The organism is Candidatus Baltobacteraceae bacterium, assembly GCA_036489885.1.
Classification (GTDB): Bacteria; Vulcanimicrobiota; Vulcanimicrobiia; order Vulcanimicrobiales; family Vulcanimicrobiaceae; genus JAFAMS01.
In genome coordinates, this window is sequence record DASXEW010000001.1 from 405,406 (window position 1) to 427,587 (window position 22,182).

Annotated in this window: 19 protein-coding genes; 9 read left to right on the plus strand and 10 right to left on the minus strand. The window is 61.3% G+C overall.

Annotated features, from left to right (window positions below):
• Positions 1 to 135: 135 nt before the first annotated feature.
• Together VGG22_01970 and VGG22_01975 are read right to left on the minus strand one after the other, a co-directional pair.
• Entirely contained in the window at positions 136 to 1,464 is a 1,329-nt protein-coding gene (locus tag VGG22_01970; protein HEY1727130.1) for a TldD/PmbA family protein, read from the minus strand.
• Positions 1,461 to 2,909 carry a TldD/PmbA family protein gene (locus VGG22_01975; protein ID HEY1727131.1) on the minus strand — a complete coding sequence of 483 codons (1,449 nt, stop codon included), beginning with the start codon at positions 2,907 to 2,909 and terminating at the stop codon, positions 1,461 to 1,463. Before VGG22_01975 ends, VGG22_01970 begins: the two co-directional genes overlap by 4 nt.
• Positions 2,910 to 3,021: 112 nt before the next feature.
• On the opposite strand from VGG22_01975, the gene VGG22_01980 reads away from it, so the two are divergent.
• On the plus strand, positions 3,022 to 3,570 hold the full coding sequence (locus tag VGG22_01980; GenBank protein ID HEY1727132.1) for a hypothetical protein: 549 nt from the start codon (positions 3,022 to 3,024) through the stop codon (positions 3,568 to 3,570).
• A gap of 69 nt (positions 3,571 to 3,639) precedes the next feature.
• Here VGG22_01980 and VGG22_01985 read toward each other — a convergent pair whose 3' ends face one another.
• The 3 genes from VGG22_01985 to VGG22_01995 all read right to left on the minus strand — a co-directional run bounded on the left by VGG22_01985 (position 3,640) and on the right by VGG22_01995 (position 6,956).
• The gene (locus VGG22_01985) at positions 3,640 to 4,974 is read right to left on the minus strand and encodes a stalk domain-containing protein (protein HEY1727133.1); all 1,335 of its coding nucleotides are present in this window, start codon (positions 4,972 to 4,974) and stop codon (positions 3,640 to 3,642) included.
• 188 nt (positions 4,975 to 5,162) lie between these two features.
• Positions 5,163 to 6,422 carry a copper amine oxidase N-terminal domain-containing protein gene (locus VGG22_01990; GenBank protein ID HEY1727134.1) on the minus strand — a complete coding sequence of 420 codons (1,260 nt, stop codon included), beginning with the start codon at positions 6,420 to 6,422 and terminating at the stop codon, positions 5,163 to 5,165.
• Between the two features lie 138 nt (positions 6,423 to 6,560).
• Entirely contained in the window at positions 6,561 to 6,956 is a 396-nt protein-coding gene (locus VGG22_01995; GenBank protein HEY1727135.1) for a thioesterase family protein, read from the minus strand.
• Between the two features lie 127 nt (positions 6,957 to 7,083).
• Between VGG22_01995 and VGG22_02000 the strand changes: the two genes are divergently transcribed.
• Genes VGG22_02000 through VGG22_02015 form a run of 4 tightly spaced genes read left to right on the plus strand, consistent with a single transcriptional unit; the run spans position 7,084 to position 12,729 of the window.
• Complete coding sequence (locus VGG22_02000; GenBank protein HEY1727136.1) at positions 7,084 to 8,427, plus strand: efflux RND transporter periplasmic adaptor subunit; 1,344 nt, start codon at positions 7,084 to 7,086, stop codon at positions 8,425 to 8,427.
• A 3-nt stretch (positions 8,428 to 8,430) separates the two neighbouring features.
• Positions 8,431 to 9,942: a TolC family protein gene (locus tag VGG22_02005; protein ID HEY1727137.1), complete on the plus strand. Its 1,512-nt coding sequence runs from the start codon at positions 8,431 to 8,433 to the stop codon at positions 9,940 to 9,942.
• 2 nt (positions 9,943 to 9,944) lie between these two features.
• Positions 9,945 to 11,078, plus strand: coding sequence for a hypothetical protein (locus VGG22_02010; protein ID HEY1727138.1), 1,134 nt, complete (start codon positions 9,945 to 9,947; stop codon positions 11,076 to 11,078).
• Positions 11,071 to 12,729 (plus strand): peptide ABC transporter substrate-binding protein, encoded by a 1,659-nt coding sequence (locus VGG22_02015; GenBank protein ID HEY1727139.1) that lies wholly within the window; start codon positions 11,071 to 11,073, stop codon positions 12,727 to 12,729. Before VGG22_02010 ends, VGG22_02015 begins: the two co-directional genes overlap by 8 nt.
• On the opposite strand, the gene VGG22_02020 is transcribed toward VGG22_02015, so the two are convergent.
• Positions 12,664 to 14,055 (minus strand): glycosyltransferase family 87 protein, encoded by a 1,392-nt coding sequence (locus VGG22_02020; GenBank protein HEY1727140.1) that lies wholly within the window; start codon positions 14,053 to 14,055, stop codon positions 12,664 to 12,666. The two genes, VGG22_02015 and VGG22_02020, sit on opposite strands and share 66 nt — an antisense overlap.
• A gap of 46 nt (positions 14,056 to 14,101) precedes the next feature.
• Positions 14,102 to 14,689 (minus strand): hypothetical protein, encoded by a 588-nt coding sequence (locus VGG22_02025; GenBank protein ID HEY1727141.1) that lies wholly within the window; start codon positions 14,687 to 14,689, stop codon positions 14,102 to 14,104.
• Positions 14,690 to 14,706: 17 nt separating this feature from the next.
• Between VGG22_02025 and VGG22_02030 the strand changes: the two genes are divergently transcribed.
• Positions 14,707 to 15,999: an NAD(P)/FAD-dependent oxidoreductase gene (locus VGG22_02030; protein ID HEY1727142.1), complete on the plus strand. Its 1,293-nt coding sequence runs from the start codon at positions 14,707 to 14,709 to the stop codon at positions 15,997 to 15,999.
• Here the strand turns inward: VGG22_02030 and VGG22_02035 are convergent, their stop codons facing one another.
• Positions 16,000 to 17,010, minus strand: coding sequence for a thiamine pyrophosphate-dependent dehydrogenase E1 component subunit alpha (locus VGG22_02035; protein HEY1727143.1), 1,011 nt, complete (start codon positions 17,008 to 17,010; stop codon positions 16,000 to 16,002).
• 61 nt (positions 17,011 to 17,071) lie between these two features.
• Between VGG22_02035 and VGG22_02040 the strand changes: the two genes are divergently transcribed.
• Positions 17,072 to 17,638: a TetR/AcrR family transcriptional regulator gene (locus VGG22_02040; GenBank protein HEY1727144.1), complete on the plus strand. Its 567-nt coding sequence runs from the start codon at positions 17,072 to 17,074 to the stop codon at positions 17,636 to 17,638.
• On the opposite strand, the gene VGG22_02045 is transcribed toward VGG22_02040, so the two are convergent.
• Both VGG22_02045 and VGG22_02050 read right to left on the minus strand, forming a co-directional pair.
• Positions 17,631 to 18,605, minus strand: a complete 975-nt coding sequence (locus VGG22_02045) for a D-glycerate dehydrogenase (protein ID HEY1727145.1) — start codon at positions 18,603 to 18,605, stop codon at positions 17,631 to 17,633. The genes VGG22_02040 and VGG22_02045 overlap by 8 nt on opposite strands.
• Positions 18,605 to 19,357 (minus strand): SDR family NAD(P)-dependent oxidoreductase, encoded by a 753-nt coding sequence (locus VGG22_02050; protein HEY1727146.1) that lies wholly within the window; start codon positions 19,355 to 19,357, stop codon positions 18,605 to 18,607. Before VGG22_02050 ends, VGG22_02045 begins: the two co-directional genes overlap by 1 nt.
• 81 nt (positions 19,358 to 19,438) lie before the next feature.
• Here VGG22_02050 and VGG22_02055 point away from each other — a divergent pair, with 81 nt between their 5' ends.
• Both VGG22_02055 and paaN read left to right on the plus strand, forming a co-directional pair.
• On the plus strand, positions 19,439 to 20,458 hold the full coding sequence (locus VGG22_02055) for a ferritin-like domain-containing protein (protein ID HEY1727147.1): 1,020 nt from the start codon (positions 19,439 to 19,441) through the stop codon (positions 20,456 to 20,458).
• 19 nt (positions 20,459 to 20,477) lie between these two features.
• Positions 20,478 to 22,178: a phenylacetic acid degradation protein PaaN gene (gene paaN, locus VGG22_02060; protein HEY1727148.1), complete on the plus strand. Its 1,701-nt coding sequence runs from the start codon at positions 20,478 to 20,480 to the stop codon at positions 22,176 to 22,178.
• Positions 22,179 to 22,182 lie beyond the last annotated feature (4 nt).

Here is a 22,182-nt window from a genome sequence, read left to right on the forward strand (position 1 = left end):
GACAAAGTAGAGGATGAGCAAGAGAACGAGACCGCAGATAATTGTTCCGGTCAGCGTGTCGAGCGGATTCTTCAAGGTTTGACTACCCCCTAAGTGAAGCAATCGCCCGGCCGGGGGAGTCTTCCTGCTCGCAGCCTAGTACGACGTCACGCTCGAAACTGAGAATCGGTCGAACTTTCCGGTTGGGCAGACCATGCCGTACGAGTAGCCACCTGTGCGTACCAGCTGGTCCGACAGCTCGCACGACGAGAGCAGATCGAGAATGCGCACGTTGAAGCGCAGGTTTTTGACTCCGCCTCGGAGCTTGCCGTCCTCGATGAGGAACGTTCCGTCGCGCGTCATCCCGGTGACGATTGCTTTGCGTTGATCGACGACACGGATGTACCAGAACCGGCTGATCAAGATCCCGCGCTTTGTCGAAGCGATCAGCTCATCGCGCGAGCGTTTTCCCGGTGAGAGCACGACTGCGCGCGGTGACGGACCCTCGGCGCCGCCGGGAACGTAATGACCCGTATTGCGGCGCTCCAGACGCTCTGCCCACTCGAGGTCGGTCACGAAGTCTTTCGCGATCCCATTTTCGATCAACGTGACGCGCTGCGTCGGCGAACCTTCGCCATCGAACGGACACGTTGCAAATAACGGATGCGCGAAATCGTCGGTAAGCGTGACGTTTTCGCCCATGTATTGCCGTCCGAGACCGTCGGCAAGAAACGATGCGCCTTCGTAAACGCGCTGCGCCGAGAAATGTGGAAGAAGATAGGCGATCAGTTCGCCGAGCGCGGCCGGTTCGACGATGACGCTCCAGTCGCCGACGTCGGGTGTGCCGAGCTCGCCGGCCTCCTTGGCTTTGGCGGTTGCGCGCGCGCCGACAGCGGATGTATCGATCTCTGCGAAGCGCCGGCTATACGCCTCTGCGTAGCCACTCGCGATCGGGGCAACGCATTTCGTGTTGGTGACCGCGCTCGTCCCGGAAAACTGCCCGCGCACGCCGTTCGAATTGGCGATAGCGATCGAGCTCGCGGACGTTGCGACGTAACCCGCCGCCCAAGCACCGGCCCCCTCCGCGATCGCGAAGATCTTGCCTGCGGCCTCGGCGCGTGCCGACGGCGTCGTGTCCGCGGTCGCTGCGTCGTACGCGAGATCCGGCATCGCGTAGGCGGCTTTTGCCGGCAGGCGTACCGGGACGACCGGCTTTGGTGAAAAACGCGCCTGCGCGATCGCACGATTGCGCGCGAGCGCGAGATCGGAGTCGTCGCGGCCGTTCGTGGCCGCCCAGCCCGCGCGTCCGTCGACGACTGCGCGAATTTGTACCAGAGTCTGTGACGTATCGAGATTCTGATGGATCGCGTTGTGCGTGAATCGCGTCAGCGCGTCGTGCTGTTCCGAGACGATCGCTTCGATGCCGTCTGCGGCGCCGTCGCGTATGGCGCGTTCCGCGAGTGCGAGCCGCTCGCTATCGTTCATTCGTAACCTACGCCGACATGAACGTTACGGAATCGTGCCGGCGCCGCGGCCTGTGTCGTGCGTCCGACCTGAATCGGCTCGCCCTTGCCGCAATTCGGCGTTCCCCACGGCACCCAGGTCGAGGCCTCACCGATCGCATCACAGGATCCCCAAAACTGCGGCGTTATCCCGCCGTATGTGGGATTCTTGAGCATCCTACCGAGCTTCCCGCGTTTGATCTCCCAGCCGATCTGGCAACCGAATTGAAAGTTGAGACGTCGGTCGTCGATCGACCACGAACGATTCGATTCCATGTAAATGCCGTCATCGATCTCTTCAATCATCTGATCCAGCGTGTGCTCTCCCGGCAAGAGATTCAGATTGCACATGCGGATCATCGGGACGTGTGCCCAGCTTTCCGCGCGTACGCAGGCATTGGTCGTGCACTCCAAGAGACGCGCAGTGTCGCGCGACATTTCAAAGCCTTCGAAGACACCTGCGCGTACGATGTCGGAGTTGCCGCTCGGACTGCCCTCATCGTCCCAGCCACAGGTCGCAAGTCCGCCGGGAAGGGTGTTATCGATGACGATCGTCACCAGTGGTGAACCGTAGCGCAACGCACCGCGCAGCCGCGGTTCGAGAAAACTCGTTCCGGAAAAATTCGCTTCCCATCCGAGCGCGCGATCGAGCTCGGCCGGATGACCGCACGATTCGTGAATCTGCAACGAAACTTGCGAGCCGCCCAGTACAATGTCGCGCGTGCCGCTCGGCGATTGCGGAGCCGAGAGCAGCGCGACTGCTTCCTCCCCGATGCGTGGCGCATTTTCGATCAAGCCGGCACGCGCGACGATTTCCCAGCCGCCCGTCATGTACAAACCGCGGTCGCCGGGCCATCCGCGGTCTTGTGCGTCGCTGTTTCCGACCGCCAGCGCGTTTACGGCGCTCCCGATTTGACGGATGTCTTGGGCGATTTGCGAGCCGATCGAGCTGAAAAACTCTTTCTGTGTACGCCACACATCCAAGTGTGCGCGTCCCGTGCGCACTGCAGGATTGACGTGCAGCGCATACTCGGCGGCAACGAGCAAATCGACGCGCTGCTCGAGCGAGACGCGATCCGGCTCGATTTCGACTTCGGTGACGTACGTGCCGACGTGCGCGTCGGTAGGCGCCATCCCGAAACGCTTGGTGCCGACTGCTGCGCTCGCACGCGCGATATCGACGGCACGCGCGACGGTGGCGTCGATGCCGGCTCCACTCAAGTCATCGGACGACGCAAATCCCCAGGAACCATCGCACAGCGCGCGGACTCCGTATCCGCGCGAGACGTCGTCGCGTAGCGCGATGACCTCGCCGTTTCGAACCTCGATGCGTTCCGAGCGAGCGTCTTCGAAGCGGACATCGGCATAATCGGCACGGCGAACGGCCGCTGTCTCGAGCGCCCTCCCGGCAAGCTCCTCGAACTGCACTGGTCTCAGATACGTCTCGAACCAACGGGGGCCTGGCGGTAGGCCACCGAAAAAGCTTTGCAATAGAACCTGGCCGCCTACCGGCTGGGATTTGCAGTTCGGCGAGGGTCCTGTGAAACGTTTTCTACTGGTTGTTTCACTCATGGTCGCGGCGTTTGTTTATAGCGACCGTTCCGTTGTCATTGCAGAAACGACGCCGAAAGTTTCGGCGCAAAAGAAAATTGCGCCGGCCGACGAGTATTTCGGCCGCCTGAAAATGAGCATTCTCGGAATCGCCAACACCATCAAGGATCAGACGTTACGTTTCGATCGGCGTCCCGAAGAGATGGAAAGCGAGATGAGTACGATCGGCTTCGCGGTCGACGCGGTTCACGATTGGGAGCACAAATATCCCGGCGATCCGTGGATCGCAAAGTCGTTGTTTTCGATCGAGCGCTTCTACAATCGCATTCCAACCGACCTAGGTCGCGCGCAAGCCAAAGCGACGATGGCGTGGCTTGTGCACGATTTCCCAAGCACGTGGTACGGCAAAGTCGGCAAGCGCGAGCTGGCCGAAGGCAAAGTCGGAGCGGTGCCGCCGCCTAGCGTCGTGCAGTCGCCGCCACCCGCCGTCGATCTAACGAAACCGGTCGCCACCCAAAACTCGCAAGCGAGTCAGTAAAGAGAAAACGCCCCCGGAGGTCTGATGTTTCCTCCGGGGGCGTTCTCGTGAGATCTCGGGTGCTAGGTACTAGAAGTGGATTCCGAGACCAACATATGGGCCGTACTCGTTGGCATTCGACGGCGCGTTGAGTTTGTTTGTGTAGTAGTTGCCCATAAACCCAACGTCCAAGAACACCGGGAAGTTCGGTCCCGCAAAGTTCCAGTTCACGCCGATGTTGTATCGCGCTAGACGATACTGCAGCGCAAACGGACCGTACGTACCTTGCAGTGACGGATAGTAGTAGAAGCTGCCGTAGAGCGCAATCGCTTGATTGAGATCGGGCAGTTTCTCACCACCGAAGCCCCATCCACGTAGCTCCGGATACCCGTAGTTGTTTTGCTGCCACAGGTAGCTGGCTGCTATGTAGAATCGCGGATCGAACACACGGATACCAACACGCGCATCGACGTCGTCTTGGATCGCCGTGAACGACGGTACGAAAGTTTGTCCCCCACCGCCGATGATCGTTACGCATCCGGGTGCCGGACAAACAGAACCGGCGACTCCAGTTGCGGTCGGATAGCTCCAGTGGCGCCAATCGCCTTCGACCATGAACGGAATGTTGAACAACGGGAACTCGAACGCACCGCGCACGGCATACGTGCCGTGGCCTTTGTCGCCCGGGCTGAACTCGTTGTAGACCGTTGGTGAGATCGCGTAGTCACCGACGACGAAATGATCGTAGTACGGTGCGCGGCTCGGTGCCGGCGTCGGCGTTGGTGCCGCGGTTGCGGGCGGCGGCGGAGCCGGTGTTGCGGTCGGCGGCGGCGGTGGCGGAGGCGGCGGGGCCGGCGTCGGCGGCGGAGCCGCTACGTAACGGACGACGACGGTTCGCTTATCCGGAACCCACAGAACGTACGCGCCCATGCCTTCCGAGATTACACGCACCGGAACCATGATCGTTCCGTGCCAAACCATCGGTGGGACATCGAGCGGACGGCTTTCGCCATTGATGATGACGACGGGTTTTCCGACCGTGACTTTGATATCGGAGCCAGGCTTCGATACGTCTACGGTCCGGCTAGCCGGATCAAAAGATACCGTCGCACCCATTTGCTCGAACATCGAGCGGAGTGGTACGAGAATCGTGCCGCCGCGAACGAGCGCAGCGAGCACGCGATTTTGCTTGTCTGTGTCCGGCTTGGCATAGACATGATGATCGTTGAACAGGATCGGATACTCGCCAGACGGCGGGGATCCAAAATCTGGGGGTGGCGCGCCTTGCGCAACTACGACGGCTGGTGCAGGCGCGTAGGGTCCAGTGTTACCTTGCGCTGCGAGAGCTGCGGAGCCCGCAAGAACCGAAAGCCCGAATCCCGCAGCGAGTGCTGCTGCGAAAACCCCAGAGCTCTGGTGTTTCAATATTCCCTCCCTAGTGAATACGTTTTTGGGTTGAAGGGGCGGCGTGTTTAAACTGAGCGTCCTTTGCTTCGGTCGCTCCGTACCCAGAACGCAAGATCGTCAATCAGCGTTCGCACGGTTGCTCAATTAATAAAAAGTGAGCCCTCGACGTGAATCGAGGGCTCGTGTTTTATCGAGGGCGCGCTCGCTTAGAAATGTAACCCAAGTCCGACGTACGGTCCGTATTGATTGATGTTGGACGGTGCGTTGAGTCTGTTATTGTACTGATTTCCAAGGAAACCGAGATCGAGGTAGACCGGGAATGACGGTCCGAGGAAACTCCAGTCGACGCCGATTTCGTATTTGAACACACGGTATCCAAGCATTCCCCCCGGAACGCCCGCGAAGCCGCCTTGCACGCTCGGGTAGAAATACGCGCTGCCGTAGACCGTGAGCGGTTGATCGAGATCCGGCAGTTTTTCCGCGCCGAATCCGACGCCGCTCAATTGCGGATAGCCGTAGTTGTTCTGGCGCCACAAATACGATGCGCCGATGTACATGCGCGGATCGAGAACTTTGATTCCGAGCCGTGCATCGACGTCATCTTCGTGCGCGGTGAACGACGGTACGAGAGTCTGTCCGGCTCCCCCGATGATCGTTACCGGCCCCGCGGTCGTCGTGTAAGACCAATGACGCCAATCGCCTTCGGCCATCCAGGTCAGGCCGAGGAGCGGAAATTCGAGCCCCAAGCGGCCGGTGTATGAACCCGATCCCTTGGTTCCCGGACTGAATTCGTTGTAGACCGTTGGTGACAAGATGTAATCGCCCACGACGAAATGATCGTAGTACACCGGCTTCTGCGGCGCAGGCGTCGGCGTTGGTGCCGGTGTCGGCGGTGGCGGCGGGGCCGGTGTTGCAGTCGGAGGCGGTGGCGGCGGAGGCGGCGGCGTCGGCGGCGGTGCCGGAACGTAGCGAACGACAACGGTTCGCTTCCCGGGGACCCACTGCACGTAACCGCCCATGCCTTCCGAAATGACGCGCACCGGAACGAGCATGTCGCCGTGCCACATCATCGGCGGGACGTCGAGCGGACGGCTCTCGCCGTTGATGACGACTTCAGCTTTTCCGACCGTGACTTTGATGTCGGAACCGGGTTTCGAAACGTCGACGGTTTGCGTCGCCGGATCGTACGAAACGGTCGCGCCCATTTGTTCGAACAGCGAGCGCAACGGAACGAGGATCGTGTTGCCGCGTACTTGCGCAGCAAGAACCCGATTTTGTTTATCGGTGTCGGGCTTGGCGTAAACGTGATGATCGTTGAAGAGAATTGGATACTGGCCCGAGGGCGGCGATCCAAATTCGGGGGGTGGCGCGCCTTGTGCCGACGCGAGCGTCGGACCGCAAAGCGCAGCAAGCCCGAATCCCGCGGCGTAAAACGCTGCTAGAATTCCCGAGCTTACCTTAATCAAAATTCCCTCCTCAAGTAGAGAGCGGCGTGATGTGAGGGCTGTATAAAGACAGTCAGCGGGAAGCTTACCCGCTGACCTTACGATTAAACGCGCGGCACATGACTGCCCTGCTCCACTGGTAAGAGTAGGCTTGCTTGGCTAGCTCTTTTTTTCTTCGATCCGCTCTTTGAATTTCGCGAGCTCGGTGACGTACCGTTCGTGCGTCCCTTCGGCGATTTTTTCACGCTCGTCGAAGGCGGCGAACGCAAATTCAATACGCCGGCCGTCGACCGTAATCACTTCGACTTCGACGCGGACAATAAAGCCGACGGGCGTCGGCGCGAGATGCTGGATTTGGGCGTCCGTTCCGAGCGTGACCGTCCCGGCTTGCAACGTGGGCGCGATGCACTGCATCGCGGCTTCCTCGACTAACTGCAGCAGCATCGGTGTCGACAGCACGTCGACGCCGGCGTTCCCCGCTTTTTGGGCCGTCATCCATTCTTCGACCCGGGTTTGATTTTGATACGAGCGCCCGACTTCGAGCTTTGCCGGCATGCCCGCCCTTTTGCGAGCCCAGCCGGGTGCTCCCGCCTTTTTCTGGGGAGTTGAATCTTTTTGCGGGCAGGCAGCGTATGTGGTTGGGGTGAACCGCCGCCCGTCCACGTACCCTGTTAGGAGAATCATGGCCCTTCGCAGCACCGTCACGGTGGGTTTAATGCTCGCCGCTTCCTTCATGGCCGGGTGTGCCGGGAAGCAGCAGCATCCCGTGCAACCGCCGCTAGCCGTCGACGCGCAACCGGTGACGCGTCAGGACATCGCCACCTACATTCAGCTCGACGGACAGATCACGCCGCTGCAGCAATCGAATCTGAGCCTGCCGCAGTCCGGAACGCTCTCTGCCGTCTATGTAACGGAGGGCGATCGCGCAACGCGTGGTCAGCTGCTCGCGAAGATCGACGACTCGACGCTGCGTGCACAATTGGCTCAGGCCAGAGCAACGCTTTCGGGTTCGGCACTGAGCACGCCGGTCACGGTCCAGCAAAATAGCACGGCGCTGATCTCGGCGGAGCAGAATCTCGCCAACGCGAAGAACAACGTGACGAGCGCGCAGGCGGCGTACGATAACGCGAAGGTGCTCTACGACGGTGACGAGTCGCTTTACAAGCAGGGCTACGTTGCGCAAACCGCGCTCGAACAGGCCAAATCGCAATACGTTGCTGCGCAACAAACGCTCTCGAGCAACAAAGAGCTGTTGCGCACTGCGCAATCAGGGCTGAAAGCCGCGCAAACGAATCTGACCAACAATCAGGTTCAGAAAACGCAGGTTGCGGCGAACGCCGCCCAAGTCAAACAGCTTGAAACCGCGATCGTGCAAACTTCCTTATACGCGCCTTACGACGGCATCATTACGGCGCGGTTGCTCGATCCCGGATCGTTTGCGGGACCCAATCAAAACATTCTGCAGATATCGCAAGTCGATACTGTTTACGTCAACGCGAACGTTCCCGACGACGAGCTCGGCTTTGTCCGCCCCGGTACACCCGTTGCGTTCACGACCTCGAGTCTTCCCGGGACGACGTATCGCGGACGTGTCTTCGACGTCAACGCTGTCCCGACGACCGGCACGCTCTCGTATCGCGCGCGAATCGTCGAGACAAATCCGGGCGACAAGTTGCGTGGTGGGATGCTCGTGACGGTCAACGTCCGCAAGCAATACCATCGCGCCGCGCTCGTCGTGCCTCGAACGGCGATCTTCCAGGGCGACACCGGTACCAGCATCTTCACAGTCGCGGATGGTAAGCCTGGACCTGATGGGAAGCCCACCAAGATCGCCAAGCAAATACCGGTTACCGTCGGCCTGCAAACCGACGTGCTCTCCGAGATCATCGCGCCCGTTGCGCCGGGGACGCTCGTCGTGACCACGCGTCCGGACGCGCTCGCCGACGGCAGTACGGTGGCTGTGACCCAGCCCGGTGCCCCAGCAGCAGGTGCAAGCGGCACCCCAAGCGGGAAAAAGCCGGGCTAACCGATGATACGACGACACTTACTTGTAGCGTCGGTTGCGACGCTGCTGATCGCCTCCGCGTGGGCCCCGCAGCTCGCCGGCGCACAGCCGGCCGCCGCGCCATCCACGGTCCCGACACCAATCCCGGTGCCGACGATCGCTCCCTCAGCGATTCCGACGCTTCCGCCCGCCAGCGCATCGCTGCAGCTGCCGTATCCGGCAGTCGGGACGCCTGCGCCCGGCGTAACCGCAAGCGCCGTCAACCCGAACGTGCCGCAAACGATCACGCTGCGTCAAGCAATCTTGATCGGCGTTGCAAAATCGCCGACGCTGGCGTCGGCACGCGGTGATTTACAGCTCGCAAAGGCTAGCGTCGATCTTGCGCGCGTTCCGATTCTTCCGAATCTGAGCGCGAGTGCTTCGACGAGTCACACGCATTCGCCGGCAGGCACCGCGCGCGGAACGAACAACGGCAGTGGCGGCACGACGTTCAATACGACCGAGGTCACGTCGAACTCGCTCTCGGCGAACCTGCAGCAGCTGCTCTTCGACGGCGGCCGAACCTTCGCGGAGATCAAGTCGGCTTCGGCAAGTCAGGTTTCATCGCTCGACACGTACCAACGCGATCTGCAAACAGTCGCGTACAACGTCGCGGTAGCGTACTACAACGCGCTGGTTGCGCAGCGTACGACCGCAGTCGACTACGAAACCATGCAGCAAGACATCGTTCAAGAGAATCTGGTCATCGCGGAATACCACGCGGGTCAGGCCTCGCTCGTCGACATCGCGACGGCAGAGCTTCCCGTTGCGCAAACGCGCGTTGCGCTGGTGCAACAACAGGGAGTCGAAGCCGGCGCGCAAGCCGCGCTCGCAAACTCGATGGGACTCGACGCTAACACCGTCGTTCGTCCGGCGGACGATGGGTCGACGTACCAACAAGTCACCGCCTCCGCGATCGCAATTCCGACCTACGACAAAGCGATTTCACAAGCGTACTTGCTGCGTCCCGATCTCAGCTCTTCGGCGCAGCTCGTTCAAGCCGCGCTAGATTCGCTGCATGCCGCGCGGTTGGGCTATGTGCCGACCATCAACGGTACCTCATCGCTTGGAAGCTCATCGACCGATCCGCACGGCGGCACGTTCGCTTCGAGCTGGTCAATCGGCGCGACGCTCAACGTTCCAATCTACGACGGCGGCGCGACACGTGCGGCGATCGAGCAAGCTGAAGGCAACCTAACGAAATCGCTGGCCGGCTACGACACGGCCAAGCTCGGCGTCCAGCTGAATGTGAAGCAAACGCTGACGGCGCTGATTTCGGCGCGTGCCGCGCTGGATGCGACGCAAGTTGCGTACAACGAAGCTGCGACGGTCTTGCGTGCGACGCAAGCGCAATACAAGGCGGGCGTGACGACGCTGCCCCTGCTGCTCAACGCACAGGTGCAGTTGACGACCGCGCTCATCAACGAGGTCAACTCGATCTACAGTCTGCGCCAGGCCGAGCAGGCCTTCTTGTTCGCAACCGGCCAAAACACGTAACCATGCTCGCTCGCGTGCCCACGCACGTCGAGGATCCGACGAACGCAGCCATCTTGGCGATCTCCGAAGATCGTCTGGGGGGCTTCGTGCGTGATCCCTTTGGAACGATCTCGGAACTCTCCGGCGTCCCGGTCGATACCGTGCTCGAGCGCATCACCGCGATGGTCCGGGCCGGAACGATCCGTCGTGTTCGTCAGACGTTGATGGCGACGAATCTTGCGGACGGAGCGCTCGTCGCGTGGCAAGTTCCGGAAGAACGGCTCAATGCGGCGTTCGATTTTCTCTTCCGCGAGGATCCGTTCTCGGGACACGTCGTTATCCGGACCACAGACGCGGCGACGCCCGGGTCGACGTATCGTCTCTGGACGACGCTAAAGGTTCCGCAGGGGTTCTCGATCGCGAAGCACGCCGAATTTCTGCGCACCCAAATCGGCGCGGGTCACTTTCGTTTGATGCCGGCCAAGTGTTTGTTCGTGCTGGGCGTCGGACATGTCCGGCGGCGGAGCGTGCAGCCGGGTGAGCGCGCCGAGACGCTTGCCGATCCGCGCGACACCAAGATCGTCGAGCTCAGCGCTGGAGATTGGCGCGTGCTGACGGCGCTCAAGCGCGAGTTCGCGCCGGATGAATTGGTTCGCGATTTGTGGCAACCGCGCGCGGTTGAAGCCGGCGTGAGCCTTGATGAGTTTCTTAGCGCGGCGCAGAGCTTGCACGATCGCGGTGTGATCGGCCGTTTCTCGACGTTCCTCGAACACGTCAAGGCCACGGCCGGAAATCTCGGCAACTCGGTTACGCGCTACAACGCGCTCTTTCATTGGGCAGTCCCGCCGGGACGGGAGCTTGATGCCGGCCGAGAAGTCGGACGGCATTATTGTATGACGCACGCCTACTGGCGCGAAGGCGGTCCGGAATTCCACAACGTGAATGTCATGGGGGTCGTGCACGGCACGGACAAAGCGCTCGTCCTCGCGCACAAAGCCGCGATCGACGCCCATCTTGCGGAAGCGGGGATCACGGTTGGATACACAAACGTTTTCTGGGGCGGACGCAGCGAGATCAAGCCATCGGAAATCTCGCCCCTCGCATACGAGGAGTTTTGCCGGGCGAATCAACTCGATCCCGGATCGATGCGTGCGTAGAGCCGCCCTCGCGGTGGCATTGTGCTCGCTCGTCGCGTTGTGCGGATGCGTGAAGACGGGAGCCGTCAGCCAAACCGGCTCGACGGGAACCCAAACCTCAACTGGTGAGCGCCGGCATCCCCCGCACGTGCTCGTGTATGCGGATGGTCAAAATTTCCAATCGCTGAACCCGCATCTCTATCAAGCCACGTCACTCGGAAATCTTTCCTCGCTGACGATGGCGTGGCTCGTGCGTTACGACCACGACAACAAGCCGATTCCCGAGCTTGCGACCGAGGTGCCGACCGTTGACAACGGTGGCATCAGCAAAGACGGGAAGACGATCACATGGCACCTCCGGCGGGGCGTGAAATGGTCGGACGGCGCGCCGTTTGACGCCGACGACGTCGTGTTCTCGACGCAAGCTGTGCTCAATCCGAAAAACAACGAGGTAGGTCGCGACGGTTGGGACCTCATTACGAAGATCGACGAGCCCGACAAATACACGGTCGTCTATCACATGAAGAAGCCGTTTGCGTCGTATCTGCCGACATTTTTTGGCACTGCAGGCGCAAATCCGTGCATCATCCCGAAGCACATTCTCGGGAATCTTCCGGACATCAACACCGCGCCGTATAATTCGTTGCCGATCGGAATCGGGCCGTTCAAATACGTCGCGTGGAAACGCGGCGATTCCGTCGTGATGGAACCGAACCCGCTCTATTGGCGCGGCATGCCTAAGCTCAAGCAAATCATCTACAAGCAGATTCCCGACCGCAACACGCTTTTGACGCAGCTGCAGACCGGCGAACTCGATTTGTGGTCCGACGAAGGCGCCGGTTACGTTCCACGCACCGAGGCGATTCCGGGTCATACGACGATAAAGCCGGTCGGCTCCTATTTCGGTCATGTCGACTTCAACGTCACGCATCCGCCGCTCGACGATGTGCGCGTGCGGCGCGCGCTGCGCTTTGCACTCGACCGTGCAACGATCCTCAAGGAGGCGTTTCATGACGGCGGAGTCCTGCAAGAATCAATGATCCCGCCGATCTTTCCGCAGTATCACAAGTTCGACATGGTTCCCACGGATGTAACACAGGCGAACGCGCTGCTCGATCAAGCCGGCTGGACACAGCGCGACAAGGACGGCATTCGCATGAAGAACGGCAAGCGGTTCAGTCTCGAGTATGCGATTTATACCGGCGCAGCCGATGTCGATACGATGGTCGAGTTGATTCGCAGTATGTGGAAAGCCATCGGCGTCGAGATTCAGGTCAAGCACTACGACACCGGACTGTTCTTTGCGCTGCTCCAAAACGGCGGGATTTCGTACAGCGGAAAATTCGACGTCGAGAGTTTCTACTGGGGAAGCGACCCGATCGGCGACCTCACGAACCTCTACGGTTGCGATTTTATCCCGCCGAACGGACAAAATGTCGTGCGCTGGTGCGACAAACAATTCGACGCCGACATGGCGCACTTCAAGGTCCTTTACGATCCAAAGGCGCGGCAACCGTATCTCGACGACGCGGTCGCGCGCCTCATCGATCAAGTGCCGACCGTCGTGCTCTACATTCGGTACGATAACTATGCGTTTACGAATGCCCTACAGGGCTTTCACCCCAATGCCCTCGCGCCGTTCGACGATTTCATGAACGTCGACATCCAGTAAGCAACGATAAAGCGCAAAGCCGATCAGTGCATCGGCAACGAGCGATAGCAAACGCAGAAAAGCCCAGACGGGGTCTTGGGTATCGAGTCCGGCCGCGCGCTGCTCGAGTCCCCACAGGGCGCTGACGCTTGCATTTGCGGGGCCTTGCCAGTGGAGAGGAAGGGCGTCCGGCCAAATCGGCACCGGGTGCACGCGCGCGAACAACGAAACCGCGACGACCACTAGCGGCACGATGAGTCCCGCAAAGGCCGCGCGACGCATCTGCGCGAGCAAAGCGAATCCGAGCGCGCAGGCGGTCGCGAGCACGACACTCTGAACTTCGGCGTTCGGACGCTGACCGAGCCCAAGCCAATCGACGCCGCAGAGCGTGGCGGCGAGCGCGGAGAACGCGAGCGTACTCCCGCGCGCGTGAATCGCACAGTACAGCGCAGGCAAGATCAGCAAGACGAAGTCGTGTTCGTGAAAAAACGGCACGACAAACGGTAAGACGCAGACCGCGATTCCGACGCGCGCGATGGGGTCGCGAATACGGAAAATCGCGAGGGCGCCGAGGACGAGCGCAACCAGCAGCGACGCGTAACCGACGAATGCAATCACGGCGTCGGGGGCTCCGAAACCGAGCGCAACGCTCGCGGGCGTGATTTGAATGACCGTGTGCTTTTCGGCCTCACCGTGCACTCCAAGCAGATGCACGTAATGGCCCAGTGCATCGAAACCGCCGGCCGAGATCATCAAACCGAAGAAGACGATCGCGCCGCAGCCAAAGGCTGCCAGCGCACGCAGGTCGGTGGCGCGCGCGATCATCACGATGCATAGATTCGGTTGGAACGCGGCCAGCGTGCTCGTCAGCGCCGCGACCGGCCACGCGCGCGAACGTAGTAGCAGGAGCGTAGCGACGACAGCTGCAGTCGAGAACAGCGCGATTTGTCCGAGTGCGACATCGCTAATCAGCGCGCCGAATGAACCCGCGAAGATCGCGGCTCCCAATACGATCGTCGCCTCTTCCGGCGCACGGATGAGCGCGAGCGTGCCGAACACCGTCAGGAGCATGGTGCAGGCAAGCATCGCTCCCCAGACGCGACCGGCCACGCTGAACGGCAATAATGCCAGCGCGCGCCACAGCGGAAGTTCCGCGGGCGGTCCGACGAACGGCAGCGTCTCGTCGTGCGACGTATCGACGCCGGGGATCGCGCGTTCGGCTTGCCAAATCGCGCGTCCATACGGATCGGCACCGGCATTCGCAGTAGCGCCGGCGGCGTAGAAGGCTTCGAAATCGCGCATCGCCGGCCCGGAGACACCGCTCGGCCGCACTATGAAGAAGCCCACCAGCAAAAGCGCGAGCGCGCACGTGATGACGAACGAGGTGGTGCGCTTATTCTTCGCTGTGGTAGACTGCAGGCTTCGAACGATCGGCGTAGAGGACGAGGCGTTCAACGCGCATCTTGTTTCCCATGACGTACGCAACTCCGCCCGGAAAGCGAACTTCGTAGCGCTGGGCGTAGATTGCAGGGCTTGGTCCACTGATCGCGGGGACGAACTCGTCGGAGAGCTTCGTCGTCGGCATTCCGAGTGCGATCTCGCCCGGAATCAACCGGAACGTCCCGATCGCGCGTGGCGCGAGCGACGGCGCGTTCTTTGACGTGACATAGTAGTGCTCGACGCCGATGAGCACTTCGTCTCGATCGAAGAAGGCTGAGATGAGCGCGGGTTTCCCATCATGGCGCAGGCCATAACTGTGAAAACCCTTCGCAGGATAGGGGTAGCCGCTCCCAAACGAACGCTCGACCTCGCTGCGCGTCGTGTTTTCGAGCGCGAACGAAAGATTCTCGTTGAACAGAATGACGGGCTTGTCGATTGGGGCGGGAGGGACCGGCGGCTTCCCGATTTGCTGTTCGACGAATTGCGCCATGAGCTCGACCGCGCGCAGCATCGCAAAATCCGGAGGCGGTTTCTCGCTCATGCTCAAAGGTTCGGATAGTGCGAATTGTCATCCTCGGCGGTGGTTTCGCAGGGCTGGCCGTAGCGCAGCGCTTGGAGCGTTTGTTGCGCGAAGGCGAGTGCGACGTCACGATCGTCAGTCGCGACAACTACGCACTCTTTACGCCGATGCTCCCCGAAGTCAGCAACGGCGATTTGGAGCCGCGCCACATCGTGTCGCCTCTGCGCGGGTTGCTTCGCACGACGACGCTTGTGCTCGGTGAAGTCCTTGGGATCGACTTTGGCGCGCGCACGATCGAGACGCGGCTGCTGCTTACGAACGAGCGTCAGCACGTTAGCTACGATCACCTCGTCCTCGCGACGGGCAGCGTCTCCGCAACGTTTGGTATTGCGGGCGTGGCTGAGCACAGTTTTCCGTTTAAACGTCTCGAGGATGCTGAAAGCTTGCGAAATCACATCGTCGAGACGCTCGAGCTGGCCGATATCGAAAGCGATAGCACGCAGCGCCGGCGTTTGCTGACATACGTCATCGTCGGCGGTGGCTACACGGGCGTCGAAGTCGCCGGCGAGCTCGTCGATTTCTTCCGCAGCATCTTACGCTTCTATCGTCATATCGAATTGAGCGAGGTCGAAGTGGTGCTCGTCGAAGGCGGCCCGAAACTGCTGCCCGACTTGTTGCCGCGCATGGGTGAATACTGCGCCGAATTTCTCGCGCGCCGCAAGGTGCGCGTGCGAACCGGCGCCCTCGTTGCTTCGGTCGACGCCGGCGGCGTCGCACTGAAGGACGGTTCGCGCCTCGAGTCGGCGACCGTGGTGTGGAGCGCCGGCGTGCGTCCGTCGCCGTTGATCGCATCGCTGCCGTTGCCGCATGCACGCAACGGCGGCATTTTCGCGAACGCCGACATGTCGGTGAAAGATACACCGAACATTTGGGCGCTCGGTGATTGCGCCTGGATTCCGATGCCCGAGGGTGGCTTCTATCCGGCGACGGCACAGCACGCAATTCGCGAAGGACCGGTGCTCGCGGAGAATATCGTGCGAGTACTGCGAGGTGAAGCGACGCAGCCGTTCCGTTGGAAGGCGCTCGGTACGATGGCGTCGCTCGGCGGACATCGCGGCGTGGTCGGGTTCCCGAACGGTTTCGTGCTGACCGGTTTCGCCGCGTGGTGGCTGTGGCGCACGTACTATCTTGCTCGCATTCCGGGTTGGTATCGCAAAGTTCGCGTTGCGCTCGACTGGCTGCTGGCGCTTATCTTCCCACGCGACATCGCACAATTACGGGTCGACACCGAAGTAGCGCGCGGCGACGCGCTACGCGACGCAGGCCGCTAGTTAGATCCAGGCGTCGGTTGAGCCGGCGTAGACGTTCGTGTAGAGCGTGCTCGGGTTCGGCAACGGTTCTGCTTCGATACGATCCGTCATCTCATTGACGTGCTGCGCGATCTCGGCGCGAAGCGTGTCGATGGCGTCGCGCGTCAGCACCTTGTGATCGATCAGGTACTGCTCGAAGCGCGGCAGCGGGTCTTGCGAGCGTTGTTGCTCGACCTCATCGCGCGTGCGGTAGGTCCTGTCGTCGTCGTCCGTCGTGTGCGAGAGAAAGCGATAGCATTTCGCCTCGACCAGGGTCGGGCCGGCGCCGGCGACTGCCTTGGCGCGCGCGGCGCGCACTGCCGTGTAGACGGCAATCGGATCGAATCCGTCGACCGTCACGCCTTCGATGCCGTATGCGGTAGCGCGTTCCGCGACGGTCGTGTTGCGCATCTGCTTTGTAATCGGGGTCGAGATCGCCCACTGATTGTTCTCGCACAGCCAGATTACGGGAATAGCGTGAATCGCGGAAAAATTCACGGCTTCATGCCACTCGCCCTCGCTTGTCGCCCCCTCGCCGAAGGTGCAAAGCGCGACGCGGTCGTTCTCGCCGCGGAACTTGAAGGCGTACGCGGCGCCGGCGGCGTGCGAGCACTGCGACGCGATGATCGAGGAGATCGACGCGATGCCGCGCGCGCGAGCCGTCGCGTGGTTGATGATCGAACGTCCGCCGGTCGTATCGGTCGCGCGCGCGAACTGCGAGCGGAACAAGTCCTCAATCGGCAGGCCGCAGGCAAGCGAGATGCCCGTATTGCGGTAGTACGGATAGAGCACGTCTTTCCCGCGCTCGAACGCGAGTCCGGCGCCGGCTTGCACCGCCTCGTGCCCTTCGGAACCCATGGCGATTGCGACTTTACCCTGCCGGTTGAGTTGAAAGCCTCGCGTATCAACTGCGCGCTGCGTCAGCATGTTTCTTAGCAGCGTAACGAGCTGTTCTTCGGACAGCGGGTGCACGGTCGCGGCTCGGGTGGCCATGCTCCGGTTTTGCCCATCTTCGAGCCGAGGACCTACGGCCGAAACCGCAAAGCACGAAAAGGTGAAGCGCCGTTACGACATCGATTCGCTCACGGACGTCGCGCTGCGCGTGTTCGCCCGTAAGGGATACGACGGCGCGTCGATGGACGACGTTGCTGCCGAAGCCGGCATCACCAAGGCCAGCATCTATCACCATGTAAGCGGCAAGGAAGAGCTGCTGGCGCGCGGCTTCAATCGTGCGCTCGACGCACTCTTCGCGATCTTTGAGAAGCCGGATGCCACAACCGGCACGCCGTCATCGCGCTTGCGCTACATCGTGCGTGGCGTCGCCGAAACCACGACGCGGCACCTTGCAGAGGTCACTGTTCTCTTTCGTGCGCGCGGCAACTCCGAGGTCGAACGCGAGGCGCTTGAACGTCGCAGGCGATTCGATCGTGCTGTCGCCGATCTCGTCGTGCTCGCACAGGGCGCACACGAAGTGCGTGCCGACTTGGACGCCGGTCTCGTGACGCGTCTGTGCTTTGGGATGTCGAACTCGATCGTCGAGTGGTATCGCCCGAGCGGCGCGATCGATGCGGCGAAGATCGCAGACGCGATCCTCGCCGTGCTCTTTGAAGGTCTTACGTAGGAACGGGTAGCGGAACGGGCGCCGGCAACGGCTGATCGCGCAAGGCTGCGATGACATTCGAGACCGCGAGCTCGAGCATCTCGTCACGTGTCTCGGGGGTCGACGTCCCGATGTGCGGGATTATAACGACGTTCTCGAGACTGTAGAGCGGATGCGAGAGCGTCAACGGTTCCGGGTCGGTCACGTCGAGGCCGGCGTACGCCAACTGTCCGGATTTGAGCGCTTCGCATAACGCATCGGTCTGCACGAGACCGCCGCGCGCAATGTTGACGAAATACGAGCCGCGCTTCATTTTCGCGAAGGCTTCTTTGCCGAAGACGCCGCGCGTTTCGGGCGTCAGGGGGGCCGTGACCGCGATAACGTCGGATTTCGCGAGCAAATCGCCGAAGCTCACATAGGCCGCTTCGGTTGGATCGACGTCGCTGCGCTTGCGTCGGTTGTAGTAGATGATCTTCATGCCGGACGCGCGCGCCCGCTGACCGAGTGCTGCGCCGATTGCGCCCATCCCGAAGATGCCCAGCGTCTTTCGGTTGAGGTCGTTGCCGTACGGCGCCATCTCGCCGCGCTCGAACTTCCCGGCGCGCACAAAATCGACGCCGGCGAGGATGCGCCGCATCGTCGCCAGGATCAGCGCCATGCCGATGTCGGCGGTCGCGGGCGCGATAACACCCGGCGTATTGCCGACTTTGACGCCGCGCTCGGCGCAGACGCCGAGATCGATGTTGTCGTAGCCGACCGAGACCGTCGCGATCACCTTGAGATTCTTACAATGCGCGAGCAGATCGCGATCGAAGCGAATCGCAAGCGGAAAGGTAACGATCGCGTCCGCGTCCTCCAGACGCTTTGCGAGTTGCTCCTTGGGAAGATTGTCGCCTGAGACGTCTTCGATCGTTCCGGCGACCTCACGCAAACGCTCGACGGCATGCGGTGTCAGCGGCCAGGTGGCGACGATGCGGGCGCTTGCCATCAGTACGTCGATCGACCCCCGGAAACGTCGAAGGCCGCGCCGGTCGAGAACGAGACCTCGTCGCTGCACAGCCAGGTGATCAGCGCCGCGATTTCTTGCGGCGATCCAAAGCGGCCCATCGGGATTTTCGAAAGCATGAAGTCGATGAACTCCTTGGTCATTTGCGCAAACATCGGCGTCTCGACGGCGGCAGGCGTAATGCAGTTGACGATCACACCGTCGCGGACGAGCTCCTTCGCGGCCGATTTGGTCAACGCGATGACGCCGGCCTTCGACGCGCTGTAAGCCGACGCGTTGGGATTGCCTTCTTTCCCCGCAACCGAGGCGATATTCACGACGCGCCCGTAGCGTGCGGCTTTCATGACCGGCAACACGGAGCGCAGACAGAAAAATGTTCCGGTCAAATTGATGTCGATGACGGCGCGCCATTCATCGACCGGATAGTCCCAGACCGTCATGTTCGGGCCTGTGATCCCGGCCGAGTTGACGAGAATGTCGATGCCGCCCATCGACTTTTGCGCTTCTCGCGTCGCAGCATCGACGGCATTCGGATCGGTGACGTCGACTGCGTGCGTCTCGACGTTGCCCAGAGCCTTGCGCGCCTCGGCCAGCGCCTTCTCGTTACGGTCCCAAATGGTCAGCGCGGCGAGGCCCGAAGCCAGGAGACGGCGACTGGTCTCCATGCCGATTCCGCTTGCACCCCCGGTCACGATGGCCCGCCGCCCGGAGAGGTCGATCTTGTTGCTGCTCATGCGGGCGCTTTTCCGGCACTTGACGGGTAACACCGGCTAGGTGCTACAATCGGCAAACCTACCATTTGGTAGGGAGGCAGAATGGACATTGTGATACCACCCGGCGGGCTGATCCCCGCCCCCGAGATCCCGCAGCCCAACATCTATCCCCTTGAGTGGCGCGTCGAGACGCCCAAGCTTGCGGAGTTGTACGAGCGCAGCAAACGCGCACTTTGGAATCCCGCCGATTTTCCTTGGGACGATTTGCGCGCCGAAGATTTCACACCCGAGCAACGGCTCGGAATCATGTACTGGTATGCGGTGCTCGCGAATTTCGACGGATCGGGTCCGCCGGTTTTCGCGCAAGCGACGGTCCACTCATTCGAGCAGCACGCCGAAGACCCGATTCGCAAATGTTTCTTCTCGATAACGCGCGATGAGATGAATCACGAAGAAGTGTGTCAGCGCGTCATTCAAAAGCTCGTCCCCGGCGGTCCGCTCGATTTCAATCCGAAGACGCCGCTCGAGAACGCCGCCAAGAATAATATCGAGTGGCTCTACCACAACGGCGGCCGCTATTGGAAAGGCTACGCCGCGTCGCTCGGCAAGTACCCGCTGTCCGTTTTGTTCACGTCGTTCATGATGGGCGAAGTGGCAGCTTCGACGCTGTTCTTCGGGATGTCGAAGAAAGCCAGACACCCCGTCTTCCAGCAGATCTTCAAGCGCGTCGGTCAAGACGAAGCGCGGCATCTCGCGATCTGCCTCGCGATCCTCGAAACCGATTTCCCGGGACTGCGAGAAGAAGATAAGGTCCTCATCACCAAGCAGCTCCGCGCGGGATTCGTCTTTCTCTCGATGATTCTGTGGGAACCGCCGCAGCAGTTTTGGGAACTCACCGATTACTTCATGCCGAACCACCGGGTGCTGATTCAGCACGCGCGTGACGCCGGACTCGGGTGCTTGACGTACGAAGAGCAGGCCGACAATTGGCGCAACGCGCTCGCGAAGGTTCGCGCGATCATCGGCGAGTGGGGTATCGAGTTTCCCGCGATCCCCGAGCTCGATCTCGACGGCGTCGACGTCGGCGACATCTCAGCCGAAGACATCATCCCCGTATTCTGAACGGAGGTTCGCGATGACCATGACGATCGCTCCCTCGCCTGCCTCGCAGTGGTGGAACGAGCATCAGCCGCTCCTCGATCACGCGCTTGCCGCGATCAAATCGCGTGAGTATTACTCGGCGTATCCGGAGGTGCCGAGCGGCAAGATCTATGGAGAGAACGCGCAAGCCGAAGGCAAAGCGAAGCTCGAGGGGCGTCTCGGTAAACGCTTTGAACTCGCGCAACCCGGAACGACGGGATGGATCGGCGCGGAAAAATCACCCTTCGGGGTGACGATCGGCGTCACGTATCCGCAGATCGATGCGGATCACGTTATCGCCGCCGTGCAGAGCGCCCAGCGCGATTGGGCGACGGCGTCCGTGCAAAACCGCGTCGGCGTCTGTCTCGAGATCGTCAAGCGCATCAACAAGTCCAGCTTCGAGATGGCATTCGCGACGATGTACACGACCGGCCAAGCCTACATGATGGCGTTTCAGGCCGGCGGTCCGCACGCGCAAGATCGTGCGCTCGAAGCGATCGCCTATGCCTACGATGCAATGAGCGACATTCCACCGTTCGCCGTGTGGGAGAAACCGCAGAAAAATCAGCCGCTTCGCGTCGAGAAGCGCTTTCGCATCGTCCCGCGCGGAATCGGCCTCGTGATCGCGAGCTCGACGTTTCCGAATTGGAATTCGTATCCGGGGATGTTCGCGAGCCTCGTCACCGGGAACGCGGTCATTATCAAACCGCATCCGAACGCGATTTTGCCTCTGGCAATCACCGTCGAGCTCGCTCGCACAACGCTTGCAGAAGCGGGCTACGATCCGAATGTGGTCATCCTCGCCGCAGACGTCCCGGATGCACCGATTGCAAAGACGCTGGCGACCCGACCCGAGATCGCGATCGTTGACTTCACCGGCTCGTCGGCATTCGGTGAGTGGCTCGAGAAGAACGCGACGAATGCGAGCGTTTTCACCGAAAAGGCGGGCGTGAATGCGGTCGTAATCGATTCGACCGACGACCTTGCCGGATTGTCGCGCAATCTTGCGATGGCGCTCTCGCTCTATTCAGGTCAAATGTGCACCGCGCCGCAAAACATCTTCGTTCCACGCGGCGGGATCAACGTTGGAACTCAGCAGGTCAGCTTTGACGACGTGCTCGCATCCATCACCAAGGCCGTGGACGATCTGCTCGCGGTTCCGGAGCGGGCCGTCGAAGTGCTCGGTGCGATTGCTTCGGATGGGACGCTCGCGCGCGTCGACGCACAAGCCAAAGGCGACGGCGTCGCACTTGCATCGAAAGCGCTCGCGCATCCGCAGTTTCCGGACGCACGTATCCGCACGCCGATCGTGGCGCGGCTCGACGCTGCCGACGAAGAACGCTACAGCGGCGAGATGTTCGGGCCGATCGCGTTTGTAATCGCGACCGATTCGACCGCGCAAAGCCTCGAGCTTGCAACCAAGGGCGCACGCGCCTGCGGCGCGATCACGGCCATGCTCTATTCAACAGATCCGGCGATCGTCACCAAGGCCGAGGATTTTGCCGCCGATGCGGGCGTTTCGCTGGCGATCAATCTGACCGGGGCCCTGCTCGTGAATCAATCGGCCGCCTTCAGCGACTATCACGTCAGCGGCGCCAATCCGGCGGGCAACGCGTCGCTAACCGACGCGGCATTCGTTGCGGGACGTTTCCGAATCACGCAGACACGGACGGTGGTACCTGGACCCGCAAACGCTAGCTGACGCT

Excerpts from the sequence above, each read along its gene's own strand:
- VGG22_02000 (HEY1727136.1), top strand. The coding sequence starts at position 7,084 with ATGGCCCTTCGCAGCACCGTCACGGTGGGTTTAATGCTCGCCGCTTCC.
- paaN (HEY1727148.1), top strand. The coding sequence starts at position 20,478 with ATGACGATCGCTCCCTCGCCTGCCTCGCAGTGGTGGAACGAGCATCAG.
- VGG22_02050 (HEY1727146.1), bottom strand. The coding sequence starts at position 19,357 with ATGAGCAGCAACAAGATCGACCTCTCCGGGCGGCGGGCCATCGTGACC.
- VGG22_02005 (HEY1727137.1), top strand. The coding sequence starts at position 8,431 with ATGATACGACGACACTTACTTGTAGCGTCGGTTGCGACGCTGCTGATC.
- VGG22_02045 (HEY1727145.1), bottom strand. The coding sequence starts at position 18,605 with ATGGCAAGCGCCCGCATCGTCGCCACCTGGCCGCTGACACCGCATGCC.
- VGG22_02010 (HEY1727138.1), top strand. The coding sequence starts at position 9,945 with ATGCTCGCTCGCGTGCCCACGCACGTCGAGGATCCGACGAACGCAGCC.
- VGG22_02035 (HEY1727143.1), bottom strand. The coding sequence starts at position 17,010 with ATGGCCACCCGAGCCGCGACCGTGCACCCGCTGTCCGAAGAACAGCTC.
- VGG22_02025 (HEY1727141.1), bottom strand. The coding sequence starts at position 14,689 with ATGAGCGAGAAACCGCCTCCGGATTTTGCGATGCTGCGCGCGGTCGAG.
- VGG22_02055 (HEY1727147.1), top strand. The coding sequence starts at position 19,439 with ATGGACATTGTGATACCACCCGGCGGGCTGATCCCCGCCCCCGAGATC.
- VGG22_01970 (HEY1727130.1), bottom strand. The coding sequence starts at position 1,464 with ATGAACGATAGCGAGCGGCTCGCACTCGCGGAACGCGCCATACGCGAC.
- VGG22_01995 (HEY1727135.1), bottom strand. The coding sequence starts at position 6,956 with ATGCCGGCAAAGCTCGAAGTCGGGCGCTCGTATCAAAATCAAACCCGG.